We start from the raw sequence: 22,806 nt of genomic DNA on the forward strand, positions 1-22,806 counted from the left end.
CCTTGTACATCACTCGTTCCGTACGTTTTAAATTCATTACAACTCATATCATTAGAAATTGTTCCTTCGCCGCGTATCTTCACTTTGTTATAATCCCCGCCTGCTGAACTACCAGAACCATTGACAGTAAGACTATGTTGATGCTCCATATTACTTTTCCCCTCCCATTAGACCTGCTTAATTTCTTTTACATTTGCGCTTTTATCGACAGTAAGAACACCCGTATATTCAATGAGTTCAATCTCACAGTTCGCTCCTACTGTCACATTGTTTCCTCTTACCGTTCTTATGTGAGCATAATCAATATCAATATTGTCACCTTCTAATAATTCAGCCTCTAACTGCATACCAAATACTGATTTAAACAGTCTACTAAAAGTACTTAGTCTATGTTTCACTTTAATCGTTTGACCACCAATTTCTTTCGCTCGACATGTACCGTGAATATTAATATTTATTTCATCGGCGCTTAATAATCCGCCAATTGTAAATTGTCCTTCTGAAGAAAAAGTATCCACTTCGCAATTACCATCAATCGTTGCTTGACCATTGACTTTAAATTCTTCACCAGTGACATTTCCACCAATCGTACCTTTTCCTGCAATTTTTAAACTGTTTGCCTTCACATCTTGCGTAATTGTTGCTTTCCCATCAATTCGCATCGTTTCTGCATGAACTGTGCCATCGACTTTACCCGATCCACTAATTCTTGCATTGCTACTTTTCAAATTTCCAGTAACAGCACCGTAACCGTTACATTCAAACTGGTCACATTCAATATTTCCAGTAACAGTCCCTTTTCCATTTAATTGCACTTTATGAAACTCGCCGCCATTCGATGAACCGTAACCATTTATAATCAAATTATCTGTACGCATACTTTCTCCTCCACTACAACAGTTTCGTTTTTAATGCTTCGGTATATTTCATAATTGCTTCGCGTAAAACAATTTTGGTTCCTTTTTCAAAAATTAAATCCTCCACGTTTGAAACTAAGAAACATGTAGAAATCCCTAACTTTCGAACGATGATTAAATCACAAGTTTTATGCTTAATCGCTTCATAATTTTCACGTAAAACTTGCAGGACCATTTTTCCTTCTTCTAAACTAATCTCTCCCGATTGTAGTAATTCTTCTAACATATACACATAAAGAATATCTACAAATTGAAACTCTGTTGTTTTATTCGTTTGTTCTATGAAGAATTGTAATACTGGCTCTGATGCAATCCCTTTACGTAAAACGTCTTCCTTTGTTAAAAGGATTTCTCTTACACTCGGTGAAAACATATTCGCTAGTTCATCAAGAGATAAATCTTCTTTCATCGTTTGGATTTTATCAATACGCTCTAATATCTTTTCTTTCGGAAAAAATGTCTCTTGACCCGTGAATGTTGACTTCCGTACAAACCAATCTTCCGGTATTAAATTTTTTCTTTTCCACCTATATAACTGTCCGTATGAAATACCGGTTAGTTCTAATAAATCTTTTTTTGAAATTAAATCTGTACTCAACTGTATAACACTCCTTCCTGATAACAATGTAACATAACACTGTTACGTTGTAAATAGACTTTTATCACAAGTAACGTAACAATGTGTAAAACAACCCTATTTCACACAAAAAAAGAGTTCTCACGCATCCTATAAAATGCGTAAAAACCCTTATATATCAACATGTAAACCATATTTCATAAAAATCAATCCACCCTTGTGAATTAATCATTATATTTTGTACTTTTTCGTGAGAAGTTACTTGTTGTTTGTTGCGGTATAAAGGAATAATATGAATTTGACGTAACAAAGTGTTCTCAATATCGCGTAATAATGTAACTCTTTTTTCTACTCGTTCTTGTTTAAAATACGGGGACAACGTTTTATGAAAGTTCATGCAGCTTTGCCCATGAATAAAGCTATTTTTTGTAAGAAACATATATAGCAGACTATCTTCAATACGTTCACTAATAGTTGCACTATCATGCATCATATCAGCCTTTTGTATTGTACTTATTTCCAATAACTCTTCTATTTCAAGAAAATTAGTTTCTACACGAATCCCGTACTTCGCACACTCTTTTTGTATCCATTGTGCATCTTCAACGTGATCTCGTCCTGTAAATGTGTAGAGTTGTAACACTTCACTATGATACGTACTCCTTTTCATTAAACAAGCTATATCTTCTTCAATCTCTACTATGCTTTCATTTGCTAATATTAATTTCTTTGCCACTTCTCCACGTTCACCGCCGAGCTCTTGAACAATTTTATCGCCATGAATAATTTTATATAGCGCCCTTCGAAACAACTCATCTTGCATTGGTCCTTCTTTTATAAGATTGCATGTTACATATGTTACGTTCGATTCAAGCCGAGACAACTCTCTATTAGGATTTTCTTTATCTTTATACTGCGCCTTTACTAATACATCATACGTATTTACATTTTGCTCTACATTCATTAATTCAATTCGGTCAAGAAAAGGTCTTTCACGATAATATAAATCATGCACTTCTAATACAAATAACTGTGCATTCTTCTCACGTAATATAAAAGGACCTGTACCAATGAAGCTTCCTGTTTCATCTTCATGTACGATAGAACACTGTTCTGCGCTTAGCATATGTAAAAACATCCTATTTTCCGTATGTAATTGAATTTCAACAACAAATTCATCCACTGCACGGACACTTTCAACATGTTGTAACATCCATGCGTGTGGGTTGTTTTCTGCTTTCATAAATCGATTCAATGATTGTATAACATGATGTGCAGTAAGTCGTTTTCCATTATGAAGATAAACGCTTTTTCTTAAATAAAATGTCCAAATCTTTTCAGCATCATTATATTTCCAGTGAAAAGCAAGTCTTTGCTCTATACAATTTGTTTCCTCATTTACAAATACAAGTGTATCAAAAATATGTTTAACCATATGACATTCTGAGCGCATTGTTGCGTAAACTGGATCTAAAGCGATGTCCAGGTTCATCTGTACTTGCAAACGAAGTACGTCTTTTCTTCCTTCAGGTGTCCTTTCTATTTGATGACCAAATATGGAATCTACCCAAGCTTTATACTCTTTCTTTACTGATGGAAATTGTGAGCTGTAGCGTTCTACAAATGAGATTCCACTTTTCACATCTCCTTTTTTCGTTAGTTCTTTTCCTCTTTCTAAAATTAGTGGAATTGGTTGCTTTTGAAAGATTAATTTAGAACGATTCCCTCTCCCGCGACCTGGAAACCAAGTAATCCAATGTAACTCTTCTAATTTTTTTATAATTAATTTACTATTACGCTCCGTACAAAATAATGTTTCTGCTATCATTTGTACTGTTACTTCTAATTGCTCTCCTTCTCTTCTACCTTTACCATAGGCACACCATAGTTCAATATATTGATTTAAAATAAACATCATACTCCCCCTAAAAGGTGAAAAATAACCCCTTTTGTTTCTACCCTTTTTCCACCTCTCCTTTCATCTTATCATTTCAATATAGAAAGGAGGAATTAATATTGAACAATCTCATACTACGTTATAATAAACACATTATTATTAGACTGTGCGGCGAATTATTAACCCGAACGACTGAATCTATGTTAGCTCTCATTATGATTATTTACGTAAATAAAATGTTAAACGGTAATATAATACTAACTATGCTCATTTTTGGACTACAACCGCTCTCAGACATTGTATTTACACTTATTGCTGGAGGAGTAACTGATAAATATGGGCGAAAGAAAATTATGTTACTCGGTTTACTACTGCAAGGCGTTGCAATCGGAAGCTTCATTTTTGCTCAATCTGTTTTTATATTTGCATTGTTATACGTCATAAATGGGGTGGGCCGTTCCTTATATATTCCCGCTCAACGTGCACAAATTGCTGATTTAACAAAACAAAAACAGCAAGCAGAAATTTTTGCTCTTTTGCATACGATGGCTGCAATTGGTTCCGTAATTGGTCCAATAATTGGTGCTATCTTTTATCGTACGCACCCTGAATATTTATTTATAATGCAAAGCATTACACTTATGATATATGCAGTCGTTGTTTGGACGCAGCTTCCAGAAACTGCTCCAGTACTTACAACGCCAAAGCAAAAACTTGAATTATCATCTCCAAAACAATTTGTACGCAAACATTACGCCGTTTTAGGACTTATGATCACTACGCTTCCTATTAGCTTTTTTTATGCGCAAACTGAGACAAATTATCGCATTTTCGCTAAAGAAATATTTCCAGATTTCGTATTCATGCTCGCCTTTATTTCAACATGCAAAGCTATTATGGAAATCATTCTGCAAATTTTTCTTGTAAAATGGTCTGAACGATTTTCCATGACGAAAATTATACTCATTTCTTACACCTGCTTTACAATAGCTGCAATTGGCTACGGGTTTTCAGCAACAATCTCGTCACTATTTTTCACATTACTCTTTTTAGTCATTGGGGAAAGTATTGCTTTAAACCATTTACTTCGATTCGTTTCAGAAATCGCTCCTACAGATAAACGTGGATTGTATTTTTCAATTTACGGGTTACATTGGGATATTGCTCGGACGTGCGGCCCTGTACTTGGTGCGGTTTTATTAAGTAAACTAAATGGTAGCATGCTATTTTATATTTGCGCTTGTTTCTTAATAGCCGGAGGCATTATACAAGTACTGTTTATTCATAGTATAGAACGTAATAAAATAAATAAAGACGTTTCAGAGCATACTCATCATATTTTATAAGATGCTTTCTTTACAAAAAAGAAGAATGTCACAAAAGTCTCGAGACTTTTGTGACATCCTTTTTTATTACCCTGCCATTTTATTAATACTATCTTCTGGCGAAAATACCGAAATATGATTTACCTTACCTGTCGATTTTGGAATAATGAATTTCAACTCAAACTGATTGTTTACTTTATATACATATATTTTGTCTTCCCCATTTACTTTAACTGAAGCTGGTTTTCCTAATACTTTCTCTATTTCTTGTAATGTAATTGATTTTAGCTCTGCATGATAGGAGCGTACATCAAAAACTTGTGATCCTTTATTAAAACCGAAAGAAACATTTTTATTTGTAAAAGTTGCGTACATCCCGTTACCTGCTTGTTCCGTTTTATCTGCTTTCCCCCAAGCTTTTTCTATTTCTTCAATATCTCCTGTATGTGCTGCGAACGGAACGTTAGGTACTTTCCCTTCTTTCGCTAGTTCAAATAATTCTTTAACGTGGTTAATTGATTTTTGATTCATTACTGTGTCTTTCGTGCTTGAATCTGTCTTTGGTTTTGTTGATTCTTCATTATTTGATTTTACATTAGGTTCTTTCTTTTCTTCTGCAGAATTATTCTGTTCGCTTTTACTATTTTCCGCTGTTGGGTTTGTTTCCTTTTTTTCATCTGTCCTTTTACATGCTGCTAATGCAAATATGCATGTAAAAGTAAGAAATAACATAGCTATCTTTACATACAATTTCATACATTTCAGCCCCTTATAATAATCTTATTCATTTCGATAACCAATCCATTACACTACTTTTCAAATTGTGTTTGTTCCAAAAAGTAAATGCTTCACTCTCACCCAATGCTTGCACAACATATTCTACAAAAGCTGTTCCTAAAAAATAACCAAGTCGGTTATATCCAAAATATTGTCCGCCAGATAATCGGAACCACTCTTTCTCTTTATCAAGCGTCCATCCTTCTATATAATCTTCCAAAAAACGTTTCTTTATATGTTCTTCATTTTCTATACAATATTGTAACCAACGTTCACCCTCATTGTCATATGAGTAATACACTGATTCATTTAAGCCTTTCAAAATTTGCTTTGATAAATATGTCGCGACACCTTCACGATACAAATTAACCGTCGCATCGGTCCACTCGGCTTCCCCCCAGTCCATTCCATCATTTTGTAACATAACATGATGATATATATGTCCTATTTCGTGAGCGACAATTACACGAAGGTGATTTAAATCTGGAGATAATTTTTCTGCCGCAAAAAATATGTCTCCAATGATTTCCCTTTCTACAAATGCATTAGAGCCAAAAGCTCCAACAAATATATAAAATGTTAATTCTACGTCGAAGCCAAATTGAATGTAATAGTTCACATTAATCTCTTGAATAATTCGTGGTAAATTTTCCGAAACAATATGTATATCTTCTATTTTTTCTGGATACTTTTCAATCGCACTACAAAGACGTTCTTCCGTCTTAGGACAGTGAAATGTAAAGTATTCTTTAAATACTTCTGTGTGCCTTTCATAATATTTATTCAAGTTATGTAATCCTATATCACCGCTCTCCAAAAGTTTCAAAAAGCTTGGGATTATATTGTTAATCATCGTATTCATCTCCTTATATACACCTTCTCTTCTCGGTAATTATATCCTCTATCTTTAACTTAAAATATATTGCCACAACAGCTCCTTGAAACAGAAAAAAACCAGCAGGAAGTGATTATTCTTCTCCTACTGGTTTAACTGAAATTAAATGGTGAATCTTAACTTTTTAAAGGATGTAACAACAATGCTTTTTACAGTTTCAAAATTATTAGCAAATGTATTATCTCCACTTAATGATGAAATGCATGTTAAACCTACAGCTTTAATAAAAGCTTTTACATCTACAAGCATAGAATTAGCCTCCATAAATTTAATTAAAGTCATTATAACAGATGTTTTACAAATGAAACATGAAAGTAATAAATAATGCTATTTAATAAGTAAATTTCTATTATTGATTTATTTAGCTCATAGTACACAAAATCTATGTCATATAAAAAAGCTGTCCAAAAAGGACAGCTTTACATATGTATTTTTACACTTCGATTGACTTACCATCTTCTACAATATGGTAAAGTAAGTGAGCTAAATGATGAATTGGACCATATTCTTCCTCTTCTTCATCTGTTTCACCTTGGAACTCAAGATCATTTAAGTACAGTGCTAAAAATTGATAGTATAGTTTTAAATCAAATCCGTAGCACGCAGTTGGCTCTTCATGATCGCCTTCGTATTGTAACATTAAGTATTGATCATTTCCTTCTGCATCTTCTGCGTCAAAGAATACGAAGAACCCAACGTTTGTATCTAAATCAAATAGATGACGAGTGCCTTTTTCTGTTGCTTTGTTGAAGTCCTCTTCACTTAATTTATGTACTGTTGTCGCTTTAGCATTATCTTCTTGATGGAAATTTACTGTAAATGTTTTCAATGCTGACACCTCCTGATTGTATAATACTAGCATAACATATAAAAAGGACTGCTTACAAATGTAAACAGTCCTTACATTCATTTTCGCATTGCTCGTAATAAGAAGCTTACGATGAAAATCAAAACGATCGCACCGATTAAAGCTGGAATAATTGCATATCCGCCAATGACTGGACCAAAACTACCAAGTAATTTCGAACCAATCCAAGAACCGATAATACCAGCAATAATATTACCAATTACGCCACCTGGTACGTCCTTTCCAGTAATTAAGCTTGCAAACCATCCTAATAAACCACCAACGATTAAAGACCAAATCATATGATAACCTCCTTTATATTTTACCAATCAAAATATAATTAGAAACAATTGCTTACCATTAGTTATGTTACATTTTTCATTAGTTATTCATACAGATCAACTATTAGATTATTTCAAAATAATGAACGACCAGTTTTTGACTTGCGGTTGATACATTTCATATTTCATATATTAGGGACAATCAGGCTTCAATATGGTCCGCATAAACTCTTCTTTAAAAGCTGAATAGTTAAAACCAACTGCAATTTTTTGAATAGGTCTATTATCAAACGTTGTCGGTTCAGCTATTTTTCTAAAGTCTGCCACACTTTGTCCTCTTGTTACGTCATTTGTCGTACTAATCCAAACTGCAGATTTTTTATATTCAAAAATATCATCATTAATAAAAGAAATGAACGGAAGTAAATCGTGAATCGGACTTCCAGCAATACCCGGGTATTCTTTTTTATAAAAGTTTTCATAATAAAAATCAATCATCGGTTTAATTAGCTTCGCCTGTCCTGTTCCTTCTTTATTAATAATATCCACCATTTCAGGCGTAATGAGGGCTCCTTGCGTTACGTTTAACGGATAAATAGTCGCATTCTTTGCGTACTTCATCACAATATTTGCGGCGATTGGATCTCCATAAAAATTAGCTTCTGATACAGGAGTAACGTTACCAGGAAATAAAAAAGCACCGCCCATAACATAATACGAACATACCTTATCCATTACATTTGGATATAATAAAAATAACGTTGCCAATGTTGTTAATCGTCCTGTCGCTACGATAATAATATCTTCTGGACAAGGTTCAATTAATTTAATTAATTCACAAAAATTTTCCCGTTTACAAATCCTCATATCAGGTGGAATAATTGGTCCTAAACCGTGATCCCCATGAATTTCAGGAAAGAACAAAGGCTCTTCAGCCGTCATCGGTCTTGCTGCACCTTCAATGATTTTTACTTCTGTAGCATAGTATCTTTCTAGAAAATACACATTTTCCGTTACAATTTCTCGCGATACATTCCCATATTCAGCAACAATACCTATAATATCTAATTTACATGTTTTATTTGCATAAATTAAGGCCACCGCATCGTCAATACCAAAGTCTCCAAAAAAGATGATTTTCTTATTAACTATCCTCACCCCTCTTCAGCATAATCTACTATTATTATTATGTGAAAAAGACAAGGCTGTGAAACGGTGCAAACTAAAAAAGCCGCCTATTTATTGGCGACTTCAATCTTTTTATAAGATAAATATGCTAGTACACTTTTACTTGAATCGTATTTTGGATTATTTCCTTTTCTCGGTTCTCTCATATGTGTTTTTTCAAATCCAGGAATATCCGGCATGTTCTCCATAAATTCAAGCATTTCTTCTTCAGTTCCTTCAATACGTACGCGAATCATTATTACATTTCCTCAATTCTCATTTTCTCTGTACTAAGTATAACGTACTTTGAAAAGACTGCAAGAAATTTATCTTTTTAATGTCGCACTTTTTTTACATACAAACAGTGCCATTTCAGTATAAAACGATATAATTTTATTATTTTCATATTCAATGTTAAAGAATTCTTGCATTTCATCTGATGTTTTCATCATACATTCTGTTAACTTCACGCGTTTCTGCAAAGGTACATTCATCATATCGCACCACCAGTCAAATTCAAATTTCTTGTCAAAAGTAAGACATGACTGCATTTGCAAACCGTTTTTTTCTAACAAGGTAATCCATTCTGTTTTTTTCAGCGCCCGTTCATGACTCGGATCCCTCTTTTTTTCTATAAAATTATAAAATGTATCAAATTCATTATTTTCCGGTGAAACATTATCTATTAAAATAAACAATCCATTATCTTCTAACGTACGATTTACTTCATATATAAACTGAGATGGATTCATAAAATGATGTGCTGCAATTCGGCACGTAATCGTATCAAAAGAACTATCTGTAAATGGTAAACTTTCAGCGTTTCCAGCGACAAAAGATACATTTTCATGTCCATTACTTATAATAAAATTTTTCGCACTCTCTAACATTTTTTCTGTTAAGTCTAAAGCGACTACTTCTTGAAACAATGGAGCTAATACATTCGCAACATGCCCACCGCCTGTAGCAATGTCAAGAAGACGATTATTATGACGAGACTCAACTTGTTGAACTACATATTGTAAATCCGGTCCTTTAGCATGAATTTTACTTTTCACATACTTTTCCGCATTATTACCAAACTGCTGTTTCACAAGCTCTTCTTTACTCATTTTATCATCTTCTTTCTATTGTTATTTACATATAGAGTTCATGTAATAATTAAAATTCTCTTTATGTATTTTCAAATCCTCTTTTCAGCTCACTTCTTATCATGCTGCCCTATCATCAACATAATATAGATTTTACGTTTTTATTATTAAACCAAAAAAGGCTACGGGAACTTGTCCCCTAACCTCACTTACTATCTATTACATTTTTACTTTTTTATATACATCTATATAATATAAATTCTCTTTCAACTTTATAATAACGTCTACTTCGTTATAAGTAGCCTCACGAGCATGTAAACCAAATTGATCCATGCCAATCCATATCCATCCAGGTGTATGAAATAGAACATCTACATTAAAATAATCTAATTTAGTAAGCTCCGATTTAATAAATTTATCTTTATTAGCGATTTGTTTATCTATCAAACCGTATTCTTTTCCATTTTCCAATAGCGATATAATTTTCCCTACAATTGGATGTTCACGAACAATAAAGTGATATTCCTTTTCCTCCACATTCGCCACAATCAAACGAGAATCAGATAAATCAGACCCTAAATTCGACATCATTATTTATTCACCTCCTTTATGAGTTTCACAAACATAATAACAAATGAATATTCAAATAAAATTAATATAATGTAAAAAATAAAAAAGCTGACTCCCTTTTAGAAATCAGCCTTTATATTTTGATCATCTTTATACTTTTACAAACGATTATAATGTCTCTTTTTCCTCATCATTTCCGGAAACTAAATTCCCAATAGCATCTGCCGTTACTTCAACTACAAATTCACAAATACCTGCCACTACTTCTCCAATTACTTCATCCATCTTTTTACCCCCTTATTTTATGTAACTTATTTGTAGTATAAAAGAGAGTGATTATTTTTAACTATCGGAAAACATGACAACAACATTACAGTTTTGTAAGCTTTTTCAATTTGTTTAGCTTCTATCCTTTGAAACTCGAAGTATGAGTAACAAGCATATAGGTCATCATAATAGTATATAAATTCAAATATGCTAAAGGGGGCGTGTAAAATATATTACGTAAAATTAATTAAAGGTCAATCTTTCTATGCTTTTGATCATCGTTTCTTTATGTCTGAAGAAGAAGAGGTTTCCGAGAAAGTTTATAATTACTTACGTCGCAATGAGTTTTTCGAAGTGCGTAAAGAAGAATATTCTGCTTAACTACAAAAAGCATCAAGAAAAATATCACATAATTGTGATATTTTCTTGATGCTTTCATTTGTTCTCCCTCTTTTCAACAATTGTGCTCATTCTCTTAATACATACTATTATTTGTCCAATCTATTTCATCGTAAATTTCATATTTTAGTATATAAGGAGGTGACGAGTATGACTCATATCATTGATTACCAGGCTACTCAACCTATAAGTAAAACTGGTGAAACTACTTTTGCAATCCCAGCTTCTCCAAATAAAGCAATTCTAGCAAATTTGAAATTGAGAATTTCAAGTAGAGATTCTCATAATAACCGAGTAGAATTAATCGCTACAGTTGGTGTAGAAGGGATAACTGAGATTTCACAAATTTTATTCCGAATTTTCCGTGATAACATTGAAATTTTTAATACACAAGTAGGTATTGAATCTACAGATTCTGAACAATTCTATGCTCAAACATTTCAAGCTATAGATCAAAACGTTGGAAGTGGAACACACCAATATTCATTAACTGTAGAAAACCTAACTAGTGGCGCAAGTGCAGAAGTTATTGGTCCTCTATCTTTTAGCGCATTAGCTATTGGACAAGAACGTAAATGCTGCTAAACAATCTAAAATTTAATTTTGTACTTGAGAAAAGCGAGACGTAGTATGTACGTTCTTGCTTTTTTATTTTGTTCAAATTTATCCTTACTTTCAATAGACACTTCATCACATTTCTTTTACATTTTCATTGCTTATTTCATCAACTAATAAATCATCTTTTTGACAAATCAAAAAGATTGAAATCCACTCATGAAACACGTAATATAGACTCTGACTCTAAAAAAGTTAGTTAATAAAAACACATAAAATAAGGAGGTTTTATATACGAGTTTTTCATTTTAAAAGACGGAGAGGTTTTACATTATGTGGCGTAATAAAAATGTTTGGATTGTGTTAATTGGGGAGTTTATTGCTGGTCTAGGGTTATGGCTTGGTATTCTTGGCAACCTTGAATTTATGCAAAAATATGTCCCTTCTGATTTCATGAAATCAGTTATATTATTTATCGGATTATTAGCAGGTGTTCTAGTGGGCCCTATGGCAGGTCGTGTCATTGATCAGTATGAAAAGAAAAAAGTTCTTCTTTATGCTGGATTCGGTCGTGTTATTAGTGTTATCTTTATGTTTTTCGCAATCCAATTTGAAAGTATCGCCTTTATGATTGCATTTATGGTTGCTCTTCAAATTTCGGCAGCATTTTATTTCCCTGCATTACAATCTGTAATCCCACTTATCGTACGTGAGCATGAGTTGTTACAGATGAACGGTGTACATATGAATGTAGGTACAATCGCTCGTATTGCAGGTACTTCACTAGGTGGAATTCTTTTAGTTGTGATGAGTTTACAGTATATGTATGCCTTCTCAATGGCAGCTTACGCTTTATTATTCCTCTCAACTTTCTTCCTACAATTCGAGGATAAGAAATCAACAACACCAAATAAACAAGCTGCAAAAGATAATAGCTTTATGGAAGTCTTTCGCATTTTAAAAGGAATTCCTATTGCTTTTACAGCACTTATATTAAGTATTATCCCTCTATTATTTATAGCCGGATTTAATTTAATGGTAATTAACATTAGTGAAATGCAACATGATCCAACGATTAAAGGATTTATATATACAATTGAAGGTGTCGCATTTATGTTAGGTGCCTTCGTTATTAAACGTTTATCTGACCATTTCAAACCTGAAAAATTATTATATTTCTTCGCAGTTTGTACCGCTTTTGCACACCTTTCCTTGTTCTTTAGCGATATAAAATGGATGTCACTTACATCATTTGGTTTGTTTGGTTTTAGTGTCGGTTGCTTCTTCCCTATTATGTCGACAATTTTCCAAACGAAAGTGGAAAAAAGCTATCATGGCCGCCTCTTCTCATTCCGTAATATGTTTGAGAGAGTTATGTTCCAAATCGTTTTACTCGGTACGGGTTTCTTCTTAGATACGATTGGACTGCAATATATGGTACTCATTTTCGGTGTTATTTCATTATTAATTATTTTCATATCGCTCTCTAAACAGAAACAATATGAAAAACAACCTTCGCAATCTGCAAATTTATAACTTAAGAAAAGAAGCATGGATCATTTAGATTAATCCATGCTTCTTTGTTATATATAATCTTATTTATTACGTTTACTGAAATGATTTAAAGGAGTACACCATTTTGCTTTCGAATATAATATATAAATGAGGTATATAGGAGGCGCAGAATGTCTAATGGCATCCAGTTATTGATTATCCTTTTGGTTATATTCGTTATGTTTAGCATCATAAACTTTTTAGCAATTTCCCTATCTCAACATAGCTTTAAAAGGAGAGTTGTGGCAGGCTTCATATTTTTACTGCTAACACCTATTATTTTTTTGACAACAACTGCACTCACTTCTACATTCGATAACGCTGGTTTTGGAGCAATTAACCTATCCTCTTCTATTATAAACGTTTATATTTTAAACGGTATTGTCATCCTTTTTTCCGCATCATTTATCCTCAAAAAACAAAATATAAGATAGCACACTATGCATGAATCTGGATTACGTTAGATTCATGCCTTTTTATTTTAAAAACCTCCCCTTTCCCCAATTTTTATGTGAAATTAAATAATTCTTTATAAAAATTTAAACTTTATTTATTACAATATCCCTATCGTATTCGCACGTTTATTGAAAACGAAATGAAAGGAGCACAAAATGAAAAAGATTTTATTGATTATTCCTATATTCATCGTTCTACTTAGCGGATGTAGCAATAATGACATATACGGTTCTTGGGAAGTCATTGATAACAAAAACGGTCTCTGTCCTACATCTTATAAATTTGAAACAGTTGTAAAAGAAGAAAAGAAAGAAAAAATTGTGCAAAACTTAGTGGAAATGCAAACAACGAAGAAAAAAGAAGATTTATACAAAGGTTCCTTTGTAAAGGATTCTAATGTGTATCGCATTGATTATGGTAACTCATTTACATCAGATCAAACTTTACAAATTGTCGATGGAAAATTAAACGTATACTTTTATGCAGTTGAAAAATTATGTACATATAAGAAGAAATGATTACACTTCATTTAAAACGTAGAAAATATTTTCTGCGTTTTTTCTGTTTTACAAAACTTACTTAAAAACATTTCCCTCTTTTAAATCTTTAAATTTAAATCTTTAAATTTAAATGTAATATTATATAATAACAATATTTATAATGTGAGGTGCTTTTTTTGAGAAGTTTAAGTTCATTAATTGTATCAACAATCTGTTCCATTATCCTAATCCTATGGAGTGCACTTACATTTTATGAAAGATTCACGACAGGAAATTCATACTATTGGCTTAGTGGTATATTAGGCCTCGTTTTCGTGTTCTTTTTTATCCAAAATATGCGGGATATACTTAATAAAAACTATAAAACATCCTAAACCGTATAGAAAGATATAATAAACAGTTCAGCTAACCGATCTACCTTATTTACAGTGCCCTTTCAAAATAGACTAATCCTCCCTCCAAATTTGTCAATCGTTTTAATTTTCATAAAAAAATGATAAAATGTAACCATGTGTTTTCAGAATAATTAAAAACGCAGAAAGAAAACACTGTTTTTAGGAGGGGTTTTGATGACTTACACGTTAGCAACTAGAATGAAAGCATTCCAATCTTCTATATTTAGTGAATTAGGGACTTATAAAAAAGAAAAAATTGCAGCAGGTCACAAAATGATTGATTTAAGTATTGGGAATCCTGATATGCCACCAGCTGACTTCGTAAGAGAAGAACTGGTACATACAGCAAGTAAAAAAGAAAGCTACGGATACACATTAAGTGGTATTCAAGAATTTCACGAATCCGTAACTGAATATTATAACAACACTCATAACGTTATTTTAAATGCCGATAAAGAAGTTTTATTATTAATGGGTTCACAAGACGGACTCGTTCATTTACCTATGGTTTATGCAAATCCGGAAGATATTATATTAGTTCCTGATCCAGGATATACAGCTTATGAAACAGGTATTCAAATGGCTGGTGCAACATCTTATTACATGCCATTAAAGAAAGAGAATGAATTCTTACCTAACTTAGAACTAATTCCTGAAGAAATTGCCGATAAAGCAAAGATGATGATTTTAAACTTCCCAGGGAATCCAGTTCCAGCAATGGCTCATGAAGATTTCTTTAAAGAAGTAATCGCATTCGCGAAAAAGCATAACATTATTGTTGTCCATGATTTTGCTTATGCTGAATTTTATTTTGATGGTAATAAGCCAATTAGCTTCCTCTCTGTACCTGGGGCTAAAGAAGTTGGCGTAGAAATCAACTCTTTGTCAAAAAGTTATAGTTTAGCAGGTAGCCGTATTGGTTATATGATTGGTAATGAAGAAATTGTTCGTGCACTTACGCAATTTAAATCAAATACAGATTACGGTGTGTTTTTACCAATTCAAAAAGCAGCATCAGCTGCACTAAGAAATGGCGCTTCGTTTTGCGAGAAAAATCGCGGTATTTATCAAGAACGTAGAGATACTTTAGTTGATGGATTCCGAACATTTGGTTGGAATGTTGATAAACCAGCTGGTAGTATGTTCGTCTGGGCCGAAATTCCGAAAGGCTGGACTTCTATAGATTTTGCTTATGCGTTAATGGATCGTGCGAATGTCGTTGTTACACCAGGTCATGCATTTGGACCTCACGGAGAAGGCTTTGTACGTATTGCACTCGTTCAAGATAAAGATGTGTTACAACAAGTTGTTGAAAACATTAGAAATAGTGGTATTTTTTCTCTTGAAAAAGTAAATGAATTAGTTAAAAATTAATGATAACTCCCCTGCTTAACCGTAGCAGGGGTATTATTTATTGGAGGTACTTTCATATGCACATAAAAGACACTCTTCCTCATCGTTATCCATTTTTAATGATTGATAAAGTAACAAATGTAAAACATGGTGAATCCGTTACGGGATATAAACACATTACAAATAATGAATGGTTTATAAATGATAGTCAAAAACATATGCCTCATATGCTAATTGTAGAAGCACTTGCTCAGCTTAGTGCATTTGTACATCCAAATGACTCTGAAGGTCTTGGCTTCCTCTCCTCATTAGATGGGGTCGAATTTCACGCAAAAGCATATCCCGGTGATAAACTTGATTTACATTATGAGCTAACTCGCAATCGTCGAGGTTTTATTCTCGGTAAAGGTACTGCAACTGTTAATAATCAGCCGATTGTAACTGTGGAAAAGCTATTAATATATCAAGCAGATTAGAGACGATTTAATCCGTGGGGTATCTAATTCCTACAAATTTGTCTCACCAACATGAGCAGAGTAAACAAATTACTTGGTTAGGAGCAGGAAAATGGAAAGTACTATCGGTATCGATGCTGGAGGAACATTAACGAAAATTGCTTATTTGAACGAACAAAAGCAATTAACTTTTGAAAAATTTTATTCAAATGAACAAGATAAAATAATAGATTGGCTTAAGAAAAACACTCGTATAAAACAAATATGTATTACAGGTGGTAAAGCGAAACAATTACAGCTACTACTTTCAGACTCATATAAAATAGTAGAACGAAATGAATTTGAAGCTACTCTGTTAGGTGTCCAATACATATTAAAAGAAGAAAAATATGATATAAATAACTTTATATTAACAAATATCGGTACAGGTACTTCCATTCATTACGTTTATAATGACCAATATATTCGCGCTGGCGGAACTGGTGTTGGCGGTGGTACTATTATGGGGCTTTCAAAATTATTAACAAATATAGATCATTTTGAAGATGTGATCCCTTTAACAAAAGTAGGTTCTAGAAAAGCACTAGATATTACGGTTGGAGATATTTATGATGGCATTCTCTCTCCTATTAATAATAGCTTAACTGCTAGCAATTTTGGGAAAGCCGCTATTTCAGAATCAAAATATAATAGCTCAGACATACTTGCTACTGTGCAAGGACTTGTTGGTGAAGTCGTTACTGCATTAAGCCTTCAATTCGCCGAAACAAAAAACATTGACAATATTATTTATATTGGTTCCACTCTATGTAATAACGTACACCTTCAAAATATTATTAGTAACTACACAACATATCAAAATAAAACACCAATCTTTTTACAGGATGGTGGTAATAGCGGTGCGATTGGTGCTCTACTTCATGTTACGAATAAAAAAAGCTGACACTTGTCAGCTTTTTAAAATGCGGATTTTATACGCTAAAACAGTCTCTAAATATGGGATCATATCTTTGCTACCGTAAAAAACAACTAGTTCCCCCGTTAGAAGTACTTGTTGACTTAAATTTTGTTAGCTGTAGTAAAAAAGCTCATTTCTTAGCTTTTTTTAATAAAATTTCAATAATTCATTTATAAATACACTAACTTAGTTATCAATTTAATGCAGTTTTTTTGAGTAATATACTGAAAGTAAGTTAAATTCTACATGCAATAATATTGGAAAAATAATTGATAGTGAGGAATCCGTAATCATACCATGTATGATTCCCCCTAAAAATGCGAACAGCATAAATTTTATACTAGTCTGATTAAAGCTGTAATATTGTAAGTGAGACACAGCAAATAGAAAGGCAGATATTAGAATTGGTAGCGTAACTGGTATGTAAGCTATTTCAAAATAAGGGTGTATTGAGAATGAGTTGTTAAGTATTGGTATAATCATCCCTCTAAAGATTACTTCTTCAAAAATTGGATACATAATTACAAAGTTTAAAATATTCTTTTTCCCACTTGGATTATATCCTGAGTATCGTGAAATGAAAATATTCGTTATCACGGCAATCAAGATTAATACAACAATTGATTCATAGTGAGTCGGTAAACGGAATACATAATTATCTTCATAAAAATAACTAATTATCGTCAGTAATGTTCCCCATATATAAATAATCTCATTTTCAATCTTACGATACAACTTTTTTCCAATAACAACGCTAACTGTAATATCAACAATTTTATATGAAAAAGCTAATAAAACAGCAAGTACTAACGAAATAAAGTAGCTCATATCGACTTATCACCTCATCTCAACAAGAACTATTTTCACTTCATGTATTTGATTTACTCCCATCACCACCCATTTCTTTCTTTCATTATAAAATTTTACTATATATTGGTGATTTTGAGTGAAAATATTAGCTACATACCATATAATGATTTCATAAAAACAAAGACTTCTCAATTGAGAAGTCTTTGTTTTTACACTGTATAATTACTATTTTCCCGCCAAACTTTCCTAAACTTTATATAACAGGCAATTCTCCAAGGAATAATATACGATATTGCAACAACATAAAATAATAAACCTATTGTTTGCTGATCTAAGTCAACAATATATTGTCTTGAACCATATCTCAAAACGACAAGTGCAATAAAAGTAATTAAAAAGGCTGCACTTTTTTTCGTATAAATATTCCCATCATCTCTCCGTTCATAATTTGTTAAAACTATAAGTGGTACGGCGAAAAGAACTCCAATGAATGCTGCTATAATAACTTGTAAAATAGCTGGATGCATAGGACCAAAAAACCATAAAGCACCTGGTGTTAAAAATAATAATGGCCATAAAATACGTTTTCCTGATCCCTTTATTGGCTTATGCATTGAGCGATAACGACGCCAAAATATTTTAGTAGTGCAATGCATAAAAAGACGGTAATGAGTGATGATATGTCTCTCATTCGCTATCCTTCTCTCTTTAGTAATCTAATAATATTTCAAATCGTTTTTTCGAATGATACTTTTCGAATAAATATACCACTCGTTACAATATAAAGAACAGTTAATCCAATTGAAATAACAGTAAAATATGGAATATCTACTAAAGATCCATCACTCGTAAATAATAAACCAGTTATCCCTGCTTCCCCATAAAGCACACTATTTGTTGATATAAAAAGGGATCCACCAATCATAAGACCAATCCACTGAAATCGTTGTTTAAAAACTACTACCACTTGGAAGAAACATGCTGTTGTAACATAAAATAAAAAGTGCAAAATAAATTGTTGTACCAATTGCTCCCCAAAACTAACATTTACTAAATTATATTTGATATCTTGCAAAAGCATTACTTGAAGAAACGAAAACATGGCGGATTGCAATACGATATAACAAATGGCTCCGATAAAATATTGGAATCTCGTTACACCGAATGAAACTGCTAAACGAAATAGCTCATCTTGTATAATGAAAACACTCCCTACTATAAATAGCATAATTGCTATTGAAGGGTTATTTATAATTTCGGGTAAATAACCAATGTTCGCTCCATTTAAATGAGCAGCATGTAAAGCCCCTTTTATTAATAAAGCTACAATCCAAAACATTATAATTGCTTTATAATGAAAATTTATATGTAACTTCAACTGCTTCATTAACATCGTCATTTCACTTCACCACCAGTTATGTGTATAAATAGTTTTTGTAATGTAATTCTATCAATTACTAAACCTTCTATTTCAAAAGAGTAATAATCTTCATTAGAAAGTTCTGCCCATATAACAGTAATGCCTTTATTCCCATAGACTTCTCGACCTATTACTTTCTTATTTATCGAAAATTCATCTACTTTATCTTTTTTCCCTGAAATAATATGAGCTTGTTGCAATAAATCTTCTACGGATGATTGAACAAGTAGTTTTCCTTCTTTTATAATGATTACATCTTCAATCACATGAGTTACTTCTTCTACTAAATGTGTTGATAATATAATTGTTCGTGGAAACTCACCGTAATCTTCTAGTAGTAAACTATAAAACAACTCTCGATGTGCTGCATCTAAACCTGTAGTCGGTTCATCAAAAATTGTTATAGGTGCCCTACTTGCTAATCCTTGAATAATTCCGACGACTGTTTGCATGCCGTGTGATAGTTTATGATATTTCACTGTCATATTAAGCTGAAATTTATCAGCGAGTTCTTCAGCGTACTTTCCATCCCAGTTTTTATAAAACATGCTGCACATCTTAAAGATTTCTTTTACTTTAAAACTTAAATGTGCTTCTTCTTTCACTCTAACAAAACAAATATTTTGCATCGCTTTACTATTTTCAAAAACATTTTCACCAAATATTGATACGCTACCACTACTTGAAGTAATTTGGCCTGCAAGTAAATTTAATAGTGTCGTTTTTCCTGCTCCGTTTCTACCGAGTAAACCATAAATTTTATGCTCTTCCAATGAAATCGTTACTTCATTTACTGCTACTTTCTTTTTATATTTTTTCGTTACATCTGTCGTTTCAAGTGCAATCATCCCTCTTTGCCCTCCTTCGTAATTTTTTGAATCATATCCATCAATTCGTCTTTAGATATTTCTAATACTTTTGCTTCTTCCCATACTTTAGGTAAATATTCGGTCATAAAAGTATTTTGTCTTTTTTTAAGTACAACTTCTTTCGCTCCCTTTGCAACAAACATCCCGATCCCTCTCTTTTTATATAGAATCCCTTCGTCCACTAATACATTTACCCCTTTAGCTGCAGTAGCTGGATTTATTTGTAACATCTTCGCAAATTGATTTGTTGATGGAACTTGTTCTTCTTCAAGTAATATGTCTTTTAAAATATCAGATTCAATCGTTTCTGCAATTTGCAAGTATATTAATTTATTTTGCTCCAGAGTAGGTTTCACAACTTCACCACCTTAGGTTCATAGGTTCGTTACTTATGTAACTAACCATATCACATAAAAATATTTATTTCCATAAATTTCTTTTACAAAAAAAGAGAGCCATTCTTATACGAATGACTCTCTTTTTAAAATTTCGAAGTTTCAACTCTCGTTCTCAAATTTTTTTCATTTATACCATTTTGACAAAAATTAAATTGTCGTCCCTTTATAAACTTTGTACGATCTACTACTTGTCCTAAATGATAACCTGTATGCTCCACTAAATGTAATAAACTATGAAGATCAATATGTCTTTTTTCTTCACATGCTTGTATATATGCTGTTCCCCATTCATCAAATACTTCTTCAACGTACTGTAGCAAAACTTCAGTACGTTGTCGCTTTACTGGAAAATACTCCTCAATTCCCTTTTCAAAGACTATATTTGGATTATTATAACGCCTAGTATTTCTCTGTATATGTTCACAAATATGCAGTACGATTCCACCAATTGAGTTAATAGAGTCCCTTTGTTTCCACAAATCTTCTTCATTAATGATTCTTATTGCCTGTACTAACTTAGGTAAATAATGATCTTGCATTCGATGATAAATAATTTTGTATACTAACTCCACCTTTTCTCCTCCCATCATTCCAACTACTGCACTGGATATTTAACAAATAAAGATTTCCGGAAATCTTTATCATTTATAAGCATTGTAATTTTTTCGTTATTATCGTTAAGGAACTTTACTACTTTCTTTTTATCCCATATATCATTTTCTTTTGGAAAATCATCAAATTTTTCATACAGGATTGATAGTATTTCTTCTCTTTTTATCTTAAAATTTTTATTTTCTACTTGAAACTGGTAGCTTTTCGCATTTGGTACTAAAATCGCTAAATAAATAACGTTAAAGAGAAAATTCTTCTTCATCGTATCCTTACTATCAAACCAATACGTCGCAACCATATCTTCAGTAAAGGGGCCATTCCCCTTTGCACCATAGTTCACTTTTATGCTTTCATTCTCCAAACTAATACTTTGAAATGTTTCACCACCGGGTAAATGATTCACAATTGCTACTACATCTGAATTATTACCAACATATGTCCCAGCATATTTCTTAAAAGGACCAGGTTCAACATCAGATATTTCTTTTATTCTTTCTCCGCTAGAACAAGCAGTAATAAATAAAAAAATTGTTAGCATAACAACCACATTACGATGCATATATTTCATTTAACATCCCCCATTTTTATCGATATTTCGTTCATTACAATACATCTTCTCAAAATCCTTTAAAACATACGCATTTTAATCAAAATTAAAAATTTTCAATTTTTCTGTTTACAATTATCCATTAATTGTATATACTTACTAACGTAAGAAAAATATTCTAAAAGGAGGTCGAAGGAAATGATGAAATTACAATTACATGCTTTAACTTTAGCGTTAACTGCACCTTTGTTTTTCGGACAATTAAATATGAATTCGACCACCCTAATGGAGAATTGAAAATCGTACATTATTTCGATTAATTCATAAATTCGCCACAGGAGGTCGTATACTTTCCTGTGGCTTTTTCACGCCCTGCCATAGGAGAACTATATCTTCCTGTGGCTTTTTTGTGCGATTTTTTAGCCTCTTACATCATTTTTTTAAGAAAGGAGCAACATTCGATGACTATTAGCGTATTGTTTTTAAGTATTACGATTCAAAGAAATACAATTTCCAAAGATGAAATGTTTCATAATGAGCAAATTGAAAAAGCTATGAATGATGTTAAGGAGCGCCAAGCGCTTTATTGTGATCACCTGTAATTCCTTTTCGAAAGGAGGAATTCATTTATGACTTTTCATATTTTCTTTTTTACAACTGTACTTCAGAAAAATACTTTATCTGAAGATGAAATCATTTGTAAACAACAATTAAAACAACTGACTGATAAAATGACTGACATTAAAAGTTCATACTATACGCATATGTATTAAAAATATATTTTAGAGGAGCAATACCTTCATGAAATTTAAAGCATTCTTTTTAACAATTACCATTCAAAAACGTAAGCTTTCACAGAAAGAAATTTTACGTGAGCAACACATTCAAACTATTATGGGCGAAGTAAAAGAGCG

At 32.3% G+C, this 22,806-nt stretch carries 30 protein-coding genes and 2 pseudogenes; 12 read left to right on the plus strand and 20 right to left on the minus strand.

Annotated elements, in window-relative coordinates; genetic code table 11:
• From MR113_RS21875 to MR113_RS21890, 4 genes and pseudogenes are all read right to left on the minus strand, one after another.
• A pseudogene (locus MR113_RS21875) lies at positions 1–149 on the minus strand (cytoplasmic protein); the annotation flags it as partial.
• Between the two features lie 18 nt (positions 150–167).
• Positions 168–878 (minus strand): bactofilin family protein, encoded by a 711-nt coding sequence (locus MR113_RS21880; RefSeq protein WP_242256824.1) that lies wholly within the window; start codon positions 876–878, stop codon positions 168–170.
• 13 nt (positions 879–891) lie between these two features.
• Positions 892–1,515 (minus strand): YhbD family protein, encoded by a 624-nt coding sequence (locus tag MR113_RS21885; protein WP_242256826.1) that lies wholly within the window; start codon positions 1,513–1,515, stop codon positions 892–894.
• A 157-nt stretch (positions 1,516–1,672) separates the two neighbouring features.
• Positions 1,673–3,409, minus strand: a complete 1,737-nt coding sequence (locus MR113_RS21890) for an ABC transporter substrate-binding protein (protein WP_242256828.1) — start codon at positions 3,407–3,409, stop codon at positions 1,673–1,675.
• Positions 3,410–3,510: 101 nt separating this feature from the next.
• Here MR113_RS21890 and MR113_RS21895 point away from each other — a divergent pair, with 101 nt between their 5' ends.
• Positions 3,511–4,737 (plus strand): MDR family MFS transporter, encoded by a 1,227-nt coding sequence (locus MR113_RS21895; protein ID WP_242256830.1) that lies wholly within the window; start codon positions 3,511–3,513, stop codon positions 4,735–4,737.
• Between the two features lie 66 nt (positions 4,738–4,803).
• Here MR113_RS21895 and MR113_RS21900 read toward each other — a convergent pair whose 3' ends face one another.
• From MR113_RS21900 to MR113_RS21940, 9 genes are all read right to left on the minus strand, one after another.
• The gene (locus MR113_RS21900; protein WP_242256832.1) at positions 4,804–5,472 is read right to left on the minus strand and encodes a YjgB family protein; all 669 of its coding nucleotides are present in this window, start codon (positions 5,470–5,472) and stop codon (positions 4,804–4,806) included.
• Between the two features lie 28 nt (positions 5,473–5,500).
• Complete coding sequence (locus MR113_RS21905; protein ID WP_242256834.1) at positions 5,501–6,346, minus strand: gluzincin family metallopeptidase; 846 nt, start codon at positions 6,344–6,346, stop codon at positions 5,501–5,503.
• 144 nt (positions 6,347–6,490) lie between these two features.
• Positions 6,491–6,637, minus strand: a complete 147-nt coding sequence (locus MR113_RS21910; protein ID WP_242256836.1) for a chorismate mutase — start codon at positions 6,635–6,637, stop codon at positions 6,491–6,493.
• Between the two features lie 184 nt (positions 6,638–6,821).
• The gene (locus MR113_RS21915; protein ID WP_000847587.1) at positions 6,822–7,217 is read right to left on the minus strand and encodes a hypothetical protein; all 396 of its coding nucleotides are present in this window, start codon (positions 7,215–7,217) and stop codon (positions 6,822–6,824) included.
• A gap of 77 nt (positions 7,218–7,294) precedes the next feature.
• Complete coding sequence (locus MR113_RS21920) at positions 7,295–7,537, minus strand: GlsB/YeaQ/YmgE family stress response membrane protein (RefSeq protein ID WP_137053678.1); 243 nt, start codon at positions 7,535–7,537, stop codon at positions 7,295–7,297.
• A gap of 171 nt (positions 7,538–7,708) precedes the next feature.
• The gene (locus tag MR113_RS21925) at positions 7,709–8,674 is read right to left on the minus strand and encodes a nucleoside hydrolase (RefSeq protein ID WP_242256838.1); all 966 of its coding nucleotides are present in this window, start codon (positions 8,672–8,674) and stop codon (positions 7,709–7,711) included.
• Between the two features lie 77 nt (positions 8,675–8,751).
• Positions 8,752–8,940, minus strand: a complete 189-nt coding sequence (locus MR113_RS21930; RefSeq protein WP_097820362.1) for a DUF3970 family protein — start codon at positions 8,938–8,940, stop codon at positions 8,752–8,754.
• A gap of 69 nt (positions 8,941–9,009) precedes the next feature.
• Positions 9,010–9,795, minus strand: a complete 786-nt coding sequence (locus MR113_RS21935; protein ID WP_242256840.1) for a class I SAM-dependent methyltransferase — start codon at positions 9,793–9,795, stop codon at positions 9,010–9,012.
• A 198-nt stretch (positions 9,796–9,993) separates the two neighbouring features.
• Positions 9,994–10,362, minus strand: a complete 369-nt coding sequence (locus MR113_RS21940) for a hypothetical protein (RefSeq protein WP_242256868.1) — start codon at positions 10,360–10,362, stop codon at positions 9,994–9,996.
• A 477-nt stretch (positions 10,363–10,839) separates the two neighbouring features.
• Here MR113_RS21940 and MR113_RS21945 point away from each other — a divergent pair, with 477 nt between their 5' ends.
• The 8 genes from MR113_RS21945 to coaW all read left to right on the plus strand — a co-directional run bounded on the left by MR113_RS21945 (position 10,840) and on the right by coaW (position 17,221).
• Entirely contained in the window at positions 10,840–10,992 is a 153-nt protein-coding gene (locus MR113_RS21945; RefSeq protein ID WP_242256869.1) for a YqbF domain-containing protein, read from the plus strand.
• 168 nt (positions 10,993–11,160) lie between these two features.
• Positions 11,161–11,595 (plus strand): exosporium protein ExsC, encoded by a 435-nt coding sequence (gene exsC / locus MR113_RS21950; RefSeq protein WP_000148795.1) that lies wholly within the window; start codon positions 11,161–11,163, stop codon positions 11,593–11,595.
• A 303-nt stretch (positions 11,596–11,898) separates the two neighbouring features.
• Positions 11,899–13,101, plus strand: coding sequence for an MFS transporter (locus MR113_RS21955; protein WP_242256841.1), 1,203 nt, complete (start codon positions 11,899–11,901; stop codon positions 13,099–13,101).
• Positions 13,102–13,250: 149 nt separating this feature from the next.
• Positions 13,251–13,553 (plus strand): hypothetical protein, encoded by a 303-nt coding sequence (locus MR113_RS21960; protein ID WP_242256843.1) that lies wholly within the window; start codon positions 13,251–13,253, stop codon positions 13,551–13,553.
• Between the two features lie 177 nt (positions 13,554–13,730).
• Positions 13,731–14,093 carry a hypothetical protein gene (locus MR113_RS21965; RefSeq protein ID WP_242256846.1) on the plus strand — a complete coding sequence of 121 codons (363 nt, stop codon included), beginning with the start codon at positions 13,731–13,733 and terminating at the stop codon, positions 14,091–14,093.
• Between the two features lie 551 nt (positions 14,094–14,644).
• Positions 14,645–15,844 (plus strand): LL-diaminopimelate aminotransferase, encoded by a 1,200-nt coding sequence (locus MR113_RS21975; protein ID WP_242256859.1) that lies wholly within the window; start codon positions 14,645–14,647, stop codon positions 15,842–15,844.
• Positions 15,845–15,900: 56 nt separating this feature from the next.
• Entirely contained in the window at positions 15,901–16,299 is a 399-nt protein-coding gene (locus tag MR113_RS21980; RefSeq protein ID WP_242256860.1) for a 3-hydroxyacyl-ACP dehydratase FabZ family protein, read from the plus strand.
• Positions 16,300–16,390: 91 nt separating this feature from the next.
• On the plus strand, positions 16,391–17,221 hold the full coding sequence (coaW, locus tag MR113_RS21985) for a type II pantothenate kinase (RefSeq protein WP_242256861.1): 831 nt from the start codon (positions 16,391–16,393) through the stop codon (positions 17,219–17,221).
• 213 nt (positions 17,222–17,434) lie between these two features.
• On the opposite strand, the gene MR113_RS21990 is transcribed toward coaW, so the two are convergent.
• The 7 genes and pseudogenes from MR113_RS21990 to MR113_RS22020 form a co-directional block, all read right to left on the minus strand.
• Positions 17,435–18,064: a CPBP family intramembrane glutamic endopeptidase gene (locus MR113_RS21990; protein WP_242256862.1), complete on the minus strand. Its 630-nt coding sequence runs from the start codon at positions 18,062–18,064 to the stop codon at positions 17,435–17,437.
• Between the two features lie 191 nt (positions 18,065–18,255).
• A pseudogene (locus tag MR113_RS21995) lies at positions 18,256–18,737 on the minus strand (CcdC family protein).
• Positions 18,738–18,773: 36 nt separating this feature from the next.
• Positions 18,774–19,445 (minus strand): DUF4052 family protein, encoded by a 672-nt coding sequence (locus MR113_RS22000; RefSeq protein WP_242256863.1) that lies wholly within the window; start codon positions 19,443–19,445, stop codon positions 18,774–18,776.
• Entirely contained in the window at positions 19,442–20,314 is an 873-nt protein-coding gene (locus tag MR113_RS22005) for an ABC transporter ATP-binding protein (protein ID WP_242256864.1), read from the minus strand. Before MR113_RS22005 ends, MR113_RS22000 begins: the two co-directional genes overlap by 4 nt.
• Positions 20,311–20,691, minus strand: a complete 381-nt coding sequence (locus tag MR113_RS22010; RefSeq protein WP_000805194.1) for a GntR family transcriptional regulator — start codon at positions 20,689–20,691, stop codon at positions 20,311–20,313. The genes MR113_RS22005 and MR113_RS22010 overlap by 4 nt, the downstream gene beginning before the upstream one ends.
• Before the next feature lie 125 nt (positions 20,692–20,816).
• Complete coding sequence (locus MR113_RS22015) at positions 20,817–21,305, minus strand: hypothetical protein (protein WP_242256865.1); 489 nt, start codon at positions 21,303–21,305, stop codon at positions 20,817–20,819.
• Between the two features lie 23 nt (positions 21,306–21,328).
• Positions 21,329–21,913, minus strand: a complete 585-nt coding sequence (locus tag MR113_RS22020; protein ID WP_242256866.1) for a DUF4825 domain-containing protein — start codon at positions 21,911–21,913, stop codon at positions 21,329–21,331.
• A gap of 440 nt (positions 21,914–22,353) precedes the next feature.
• Between MR113_RS22020 and MR113_RS22025 the strand changes: the two genes are divergently transcribed.
• From MR113_RS22025 to MR113_RS22035, 3 genes are all read left to right on the plus strand, one after another.
• On the plus strand, positions 22,354–22,494 hold the full coding sequence (locus tag MR113_RS22025; protein ID WP_098577103.1) for a YrzI family small protein: 141 nt from the start codon (positions 22,354–22,356) through the stop codon (positions 22,492–22,494).
• A gap of 27 nt (positions 22,495–22,521) precedes the next feature.
• A complete protein-coding gene (locus MR113_RS22030) occupies positions 22,522–22,665 on the plus strand; it encodes a YrzI family small protein (protein ID WP_242256867.1) in 144 nt (47 codons plus the stop codon).
• A 28-nt stretch (positions 22,666–22,693) separates the two neighbouring features.
• Positions 22,694–22,806 (plus strand): YrzI family small protein (locus MR113_RS22035; RefSeq protein ID WP_242256870.1); only part of this gene is annotated, 113 nt, incomplete at its 3' end.

The sequence above is a fragment of the Bacillus cereus group sp. BfR-BA-01379 genome (genome assembly GCF_022663605.1).
GTDB classification, from domain to species: Bacteria; Bacillota; Bacilli; order Bacillales; family Bacillaceae_G; genus Bacillus_A; species Bacillus_A mobilis.

Coding starts and splice junctions, on each gene's coding strand:
- MR113_RS21880 (WP_242256824.1), bottom strand. CDS start 878: ATGCGTACAGATAATTTGATTATAAATGGTTACGGTTCATCGAATGGC.
- MR113_RS21890 (WP_242256828.1), bottom strand. CDS start 3,409: ATGTTTATTTTAAATCAATATATTGAACTATGGTGTGCCTATGGTAAA.
- MR113_RS21900 (WP_242256832.1), bottom strand. CDS start 5,472: ATGAAATTGTATGTAAAGATAGCTATGTTATTTCTTACTTTTACATGC.
- MR113_RS21905 (WP_242256834.1), bottom strand. CDS start 6,346: ATGATTAACAATATAATCCCAAGCTTTTTGAAACTTTTGGAGAGCGGT.
- MR113_RS21910 (WP_242256836.1), bottom strand. CDS start 6,637: ATGCTTGTAGATGTAAAAGCTTTTATTAAAGCTGTAGGTTTAACATGC.
- MR113_RS21920 (WP_137053678.1), bottom strand. CDS start 7,537: ATGATTTGGTCTTTAATCGTTGGTGGTTTATTAGGATGGTTTGCAAGC.
- MR113_RS21930 (WP_097820362.1), bottom strand. CDS start 8,940: ATGATTCGCGTACGTATTGAAGGAACTGAAGAAGAAATGCTTGAATTT.
- MR113_RS21935 (WP_242256840.1), bottom strand. CDS start 9,795: ATGAGTAAAGAAGAGCTTGTGAAACAGCAGTTTGGTAATAATGCGGAA.
- MR113_RS21940 (WP_242256868.1), bottom strand. CDS start 10,362: ATGTCGAATTTAGGGTCTGATTTATCTGATTCTCGTTTGATTGTGGCG.
- exsC (WP_000148795.1), top strand. CDS start 11,161: ATGACTCATATCATTGATTACCAGGCTACTCAACCTATAAGTAAAACT.
- MR113_RS21955 (WP_242256841.1), top strand. CDS start 11,899: ATGTGGCGTAATAAAAATGTTTGGATTGTGTTAATTGGGGAGTTTATT.
- MR113_RS21960 (WP_242256843.1), top strand. CDS start 13,251: ATGTCTAATGGCATCCAGTTATTGATTATCCTTTTGGTTATATTCGTT.
- MR113_RS21965 (WP_242256846.1), top strand. CDS start 13,731: ATGAAAAAGATTTTATTGATTATTCCTATATTCATCGTTCTACTTAGC.
- MR113_RS21975 (WP_242256859.1), top strand. CDS start 14,645: ATGACTTACACGTTAGCAACTAGAATGAAAGCATTCCAATCTTCTATA.
- MR113_RS21980 (WP_242256860.1), top strand. CDS start 15,901: ATGCACATAAAAGACACTCTTCCTCATCGTTATCCATTTTTAATGATT.
- coaW (WP_242256861.1), top strand. CDS start 16,391: ATGGAAAGTACTATCGGTATCGATGCTGGAGGAACATTAACGAAAATT.
- MR113_RS21990 (WP_242256862.1), bottom strand. CDS start 18,064: ATGAGCTACTTTATTTCGTTAGTACTTGCTGTTTTATTAGCTTTTTCA.
- MR113_RS22000 (WP_242256863.1), bottom strand. CDS start 19,445: ATGACGATGTTAATGAAGCAGTTGAAGTTACATATAAATTTTCATTAT.
- MR113_RS22005 (WP_242256864.1), bottom strand. CDS start 20,314: ATGATTGCACTTGAAACGACAGATGTAACGAAAAAATATAAAAAGAAA.
- MR113_RS22020 (WP_242256866.1), bottom strand. CDS start 21,913: ATGAAATATATGCATCGTAATGTGGTTGTTATGCTAACAATTTTTTTA.
- MR113_RS22025 (WP_098577103.1), top strand. CDS start 22,354: ATGACTATTAGCGTATTGTTTTTAAGTATTACGATTCAAAGAAATACA.
- MR113_RS22030 (WP_242256867.1), top strand. CDS start 22,522: ATGACTTTTCATATTTTCTTTTTTACAACTGTACTTCAGAAAAATACT.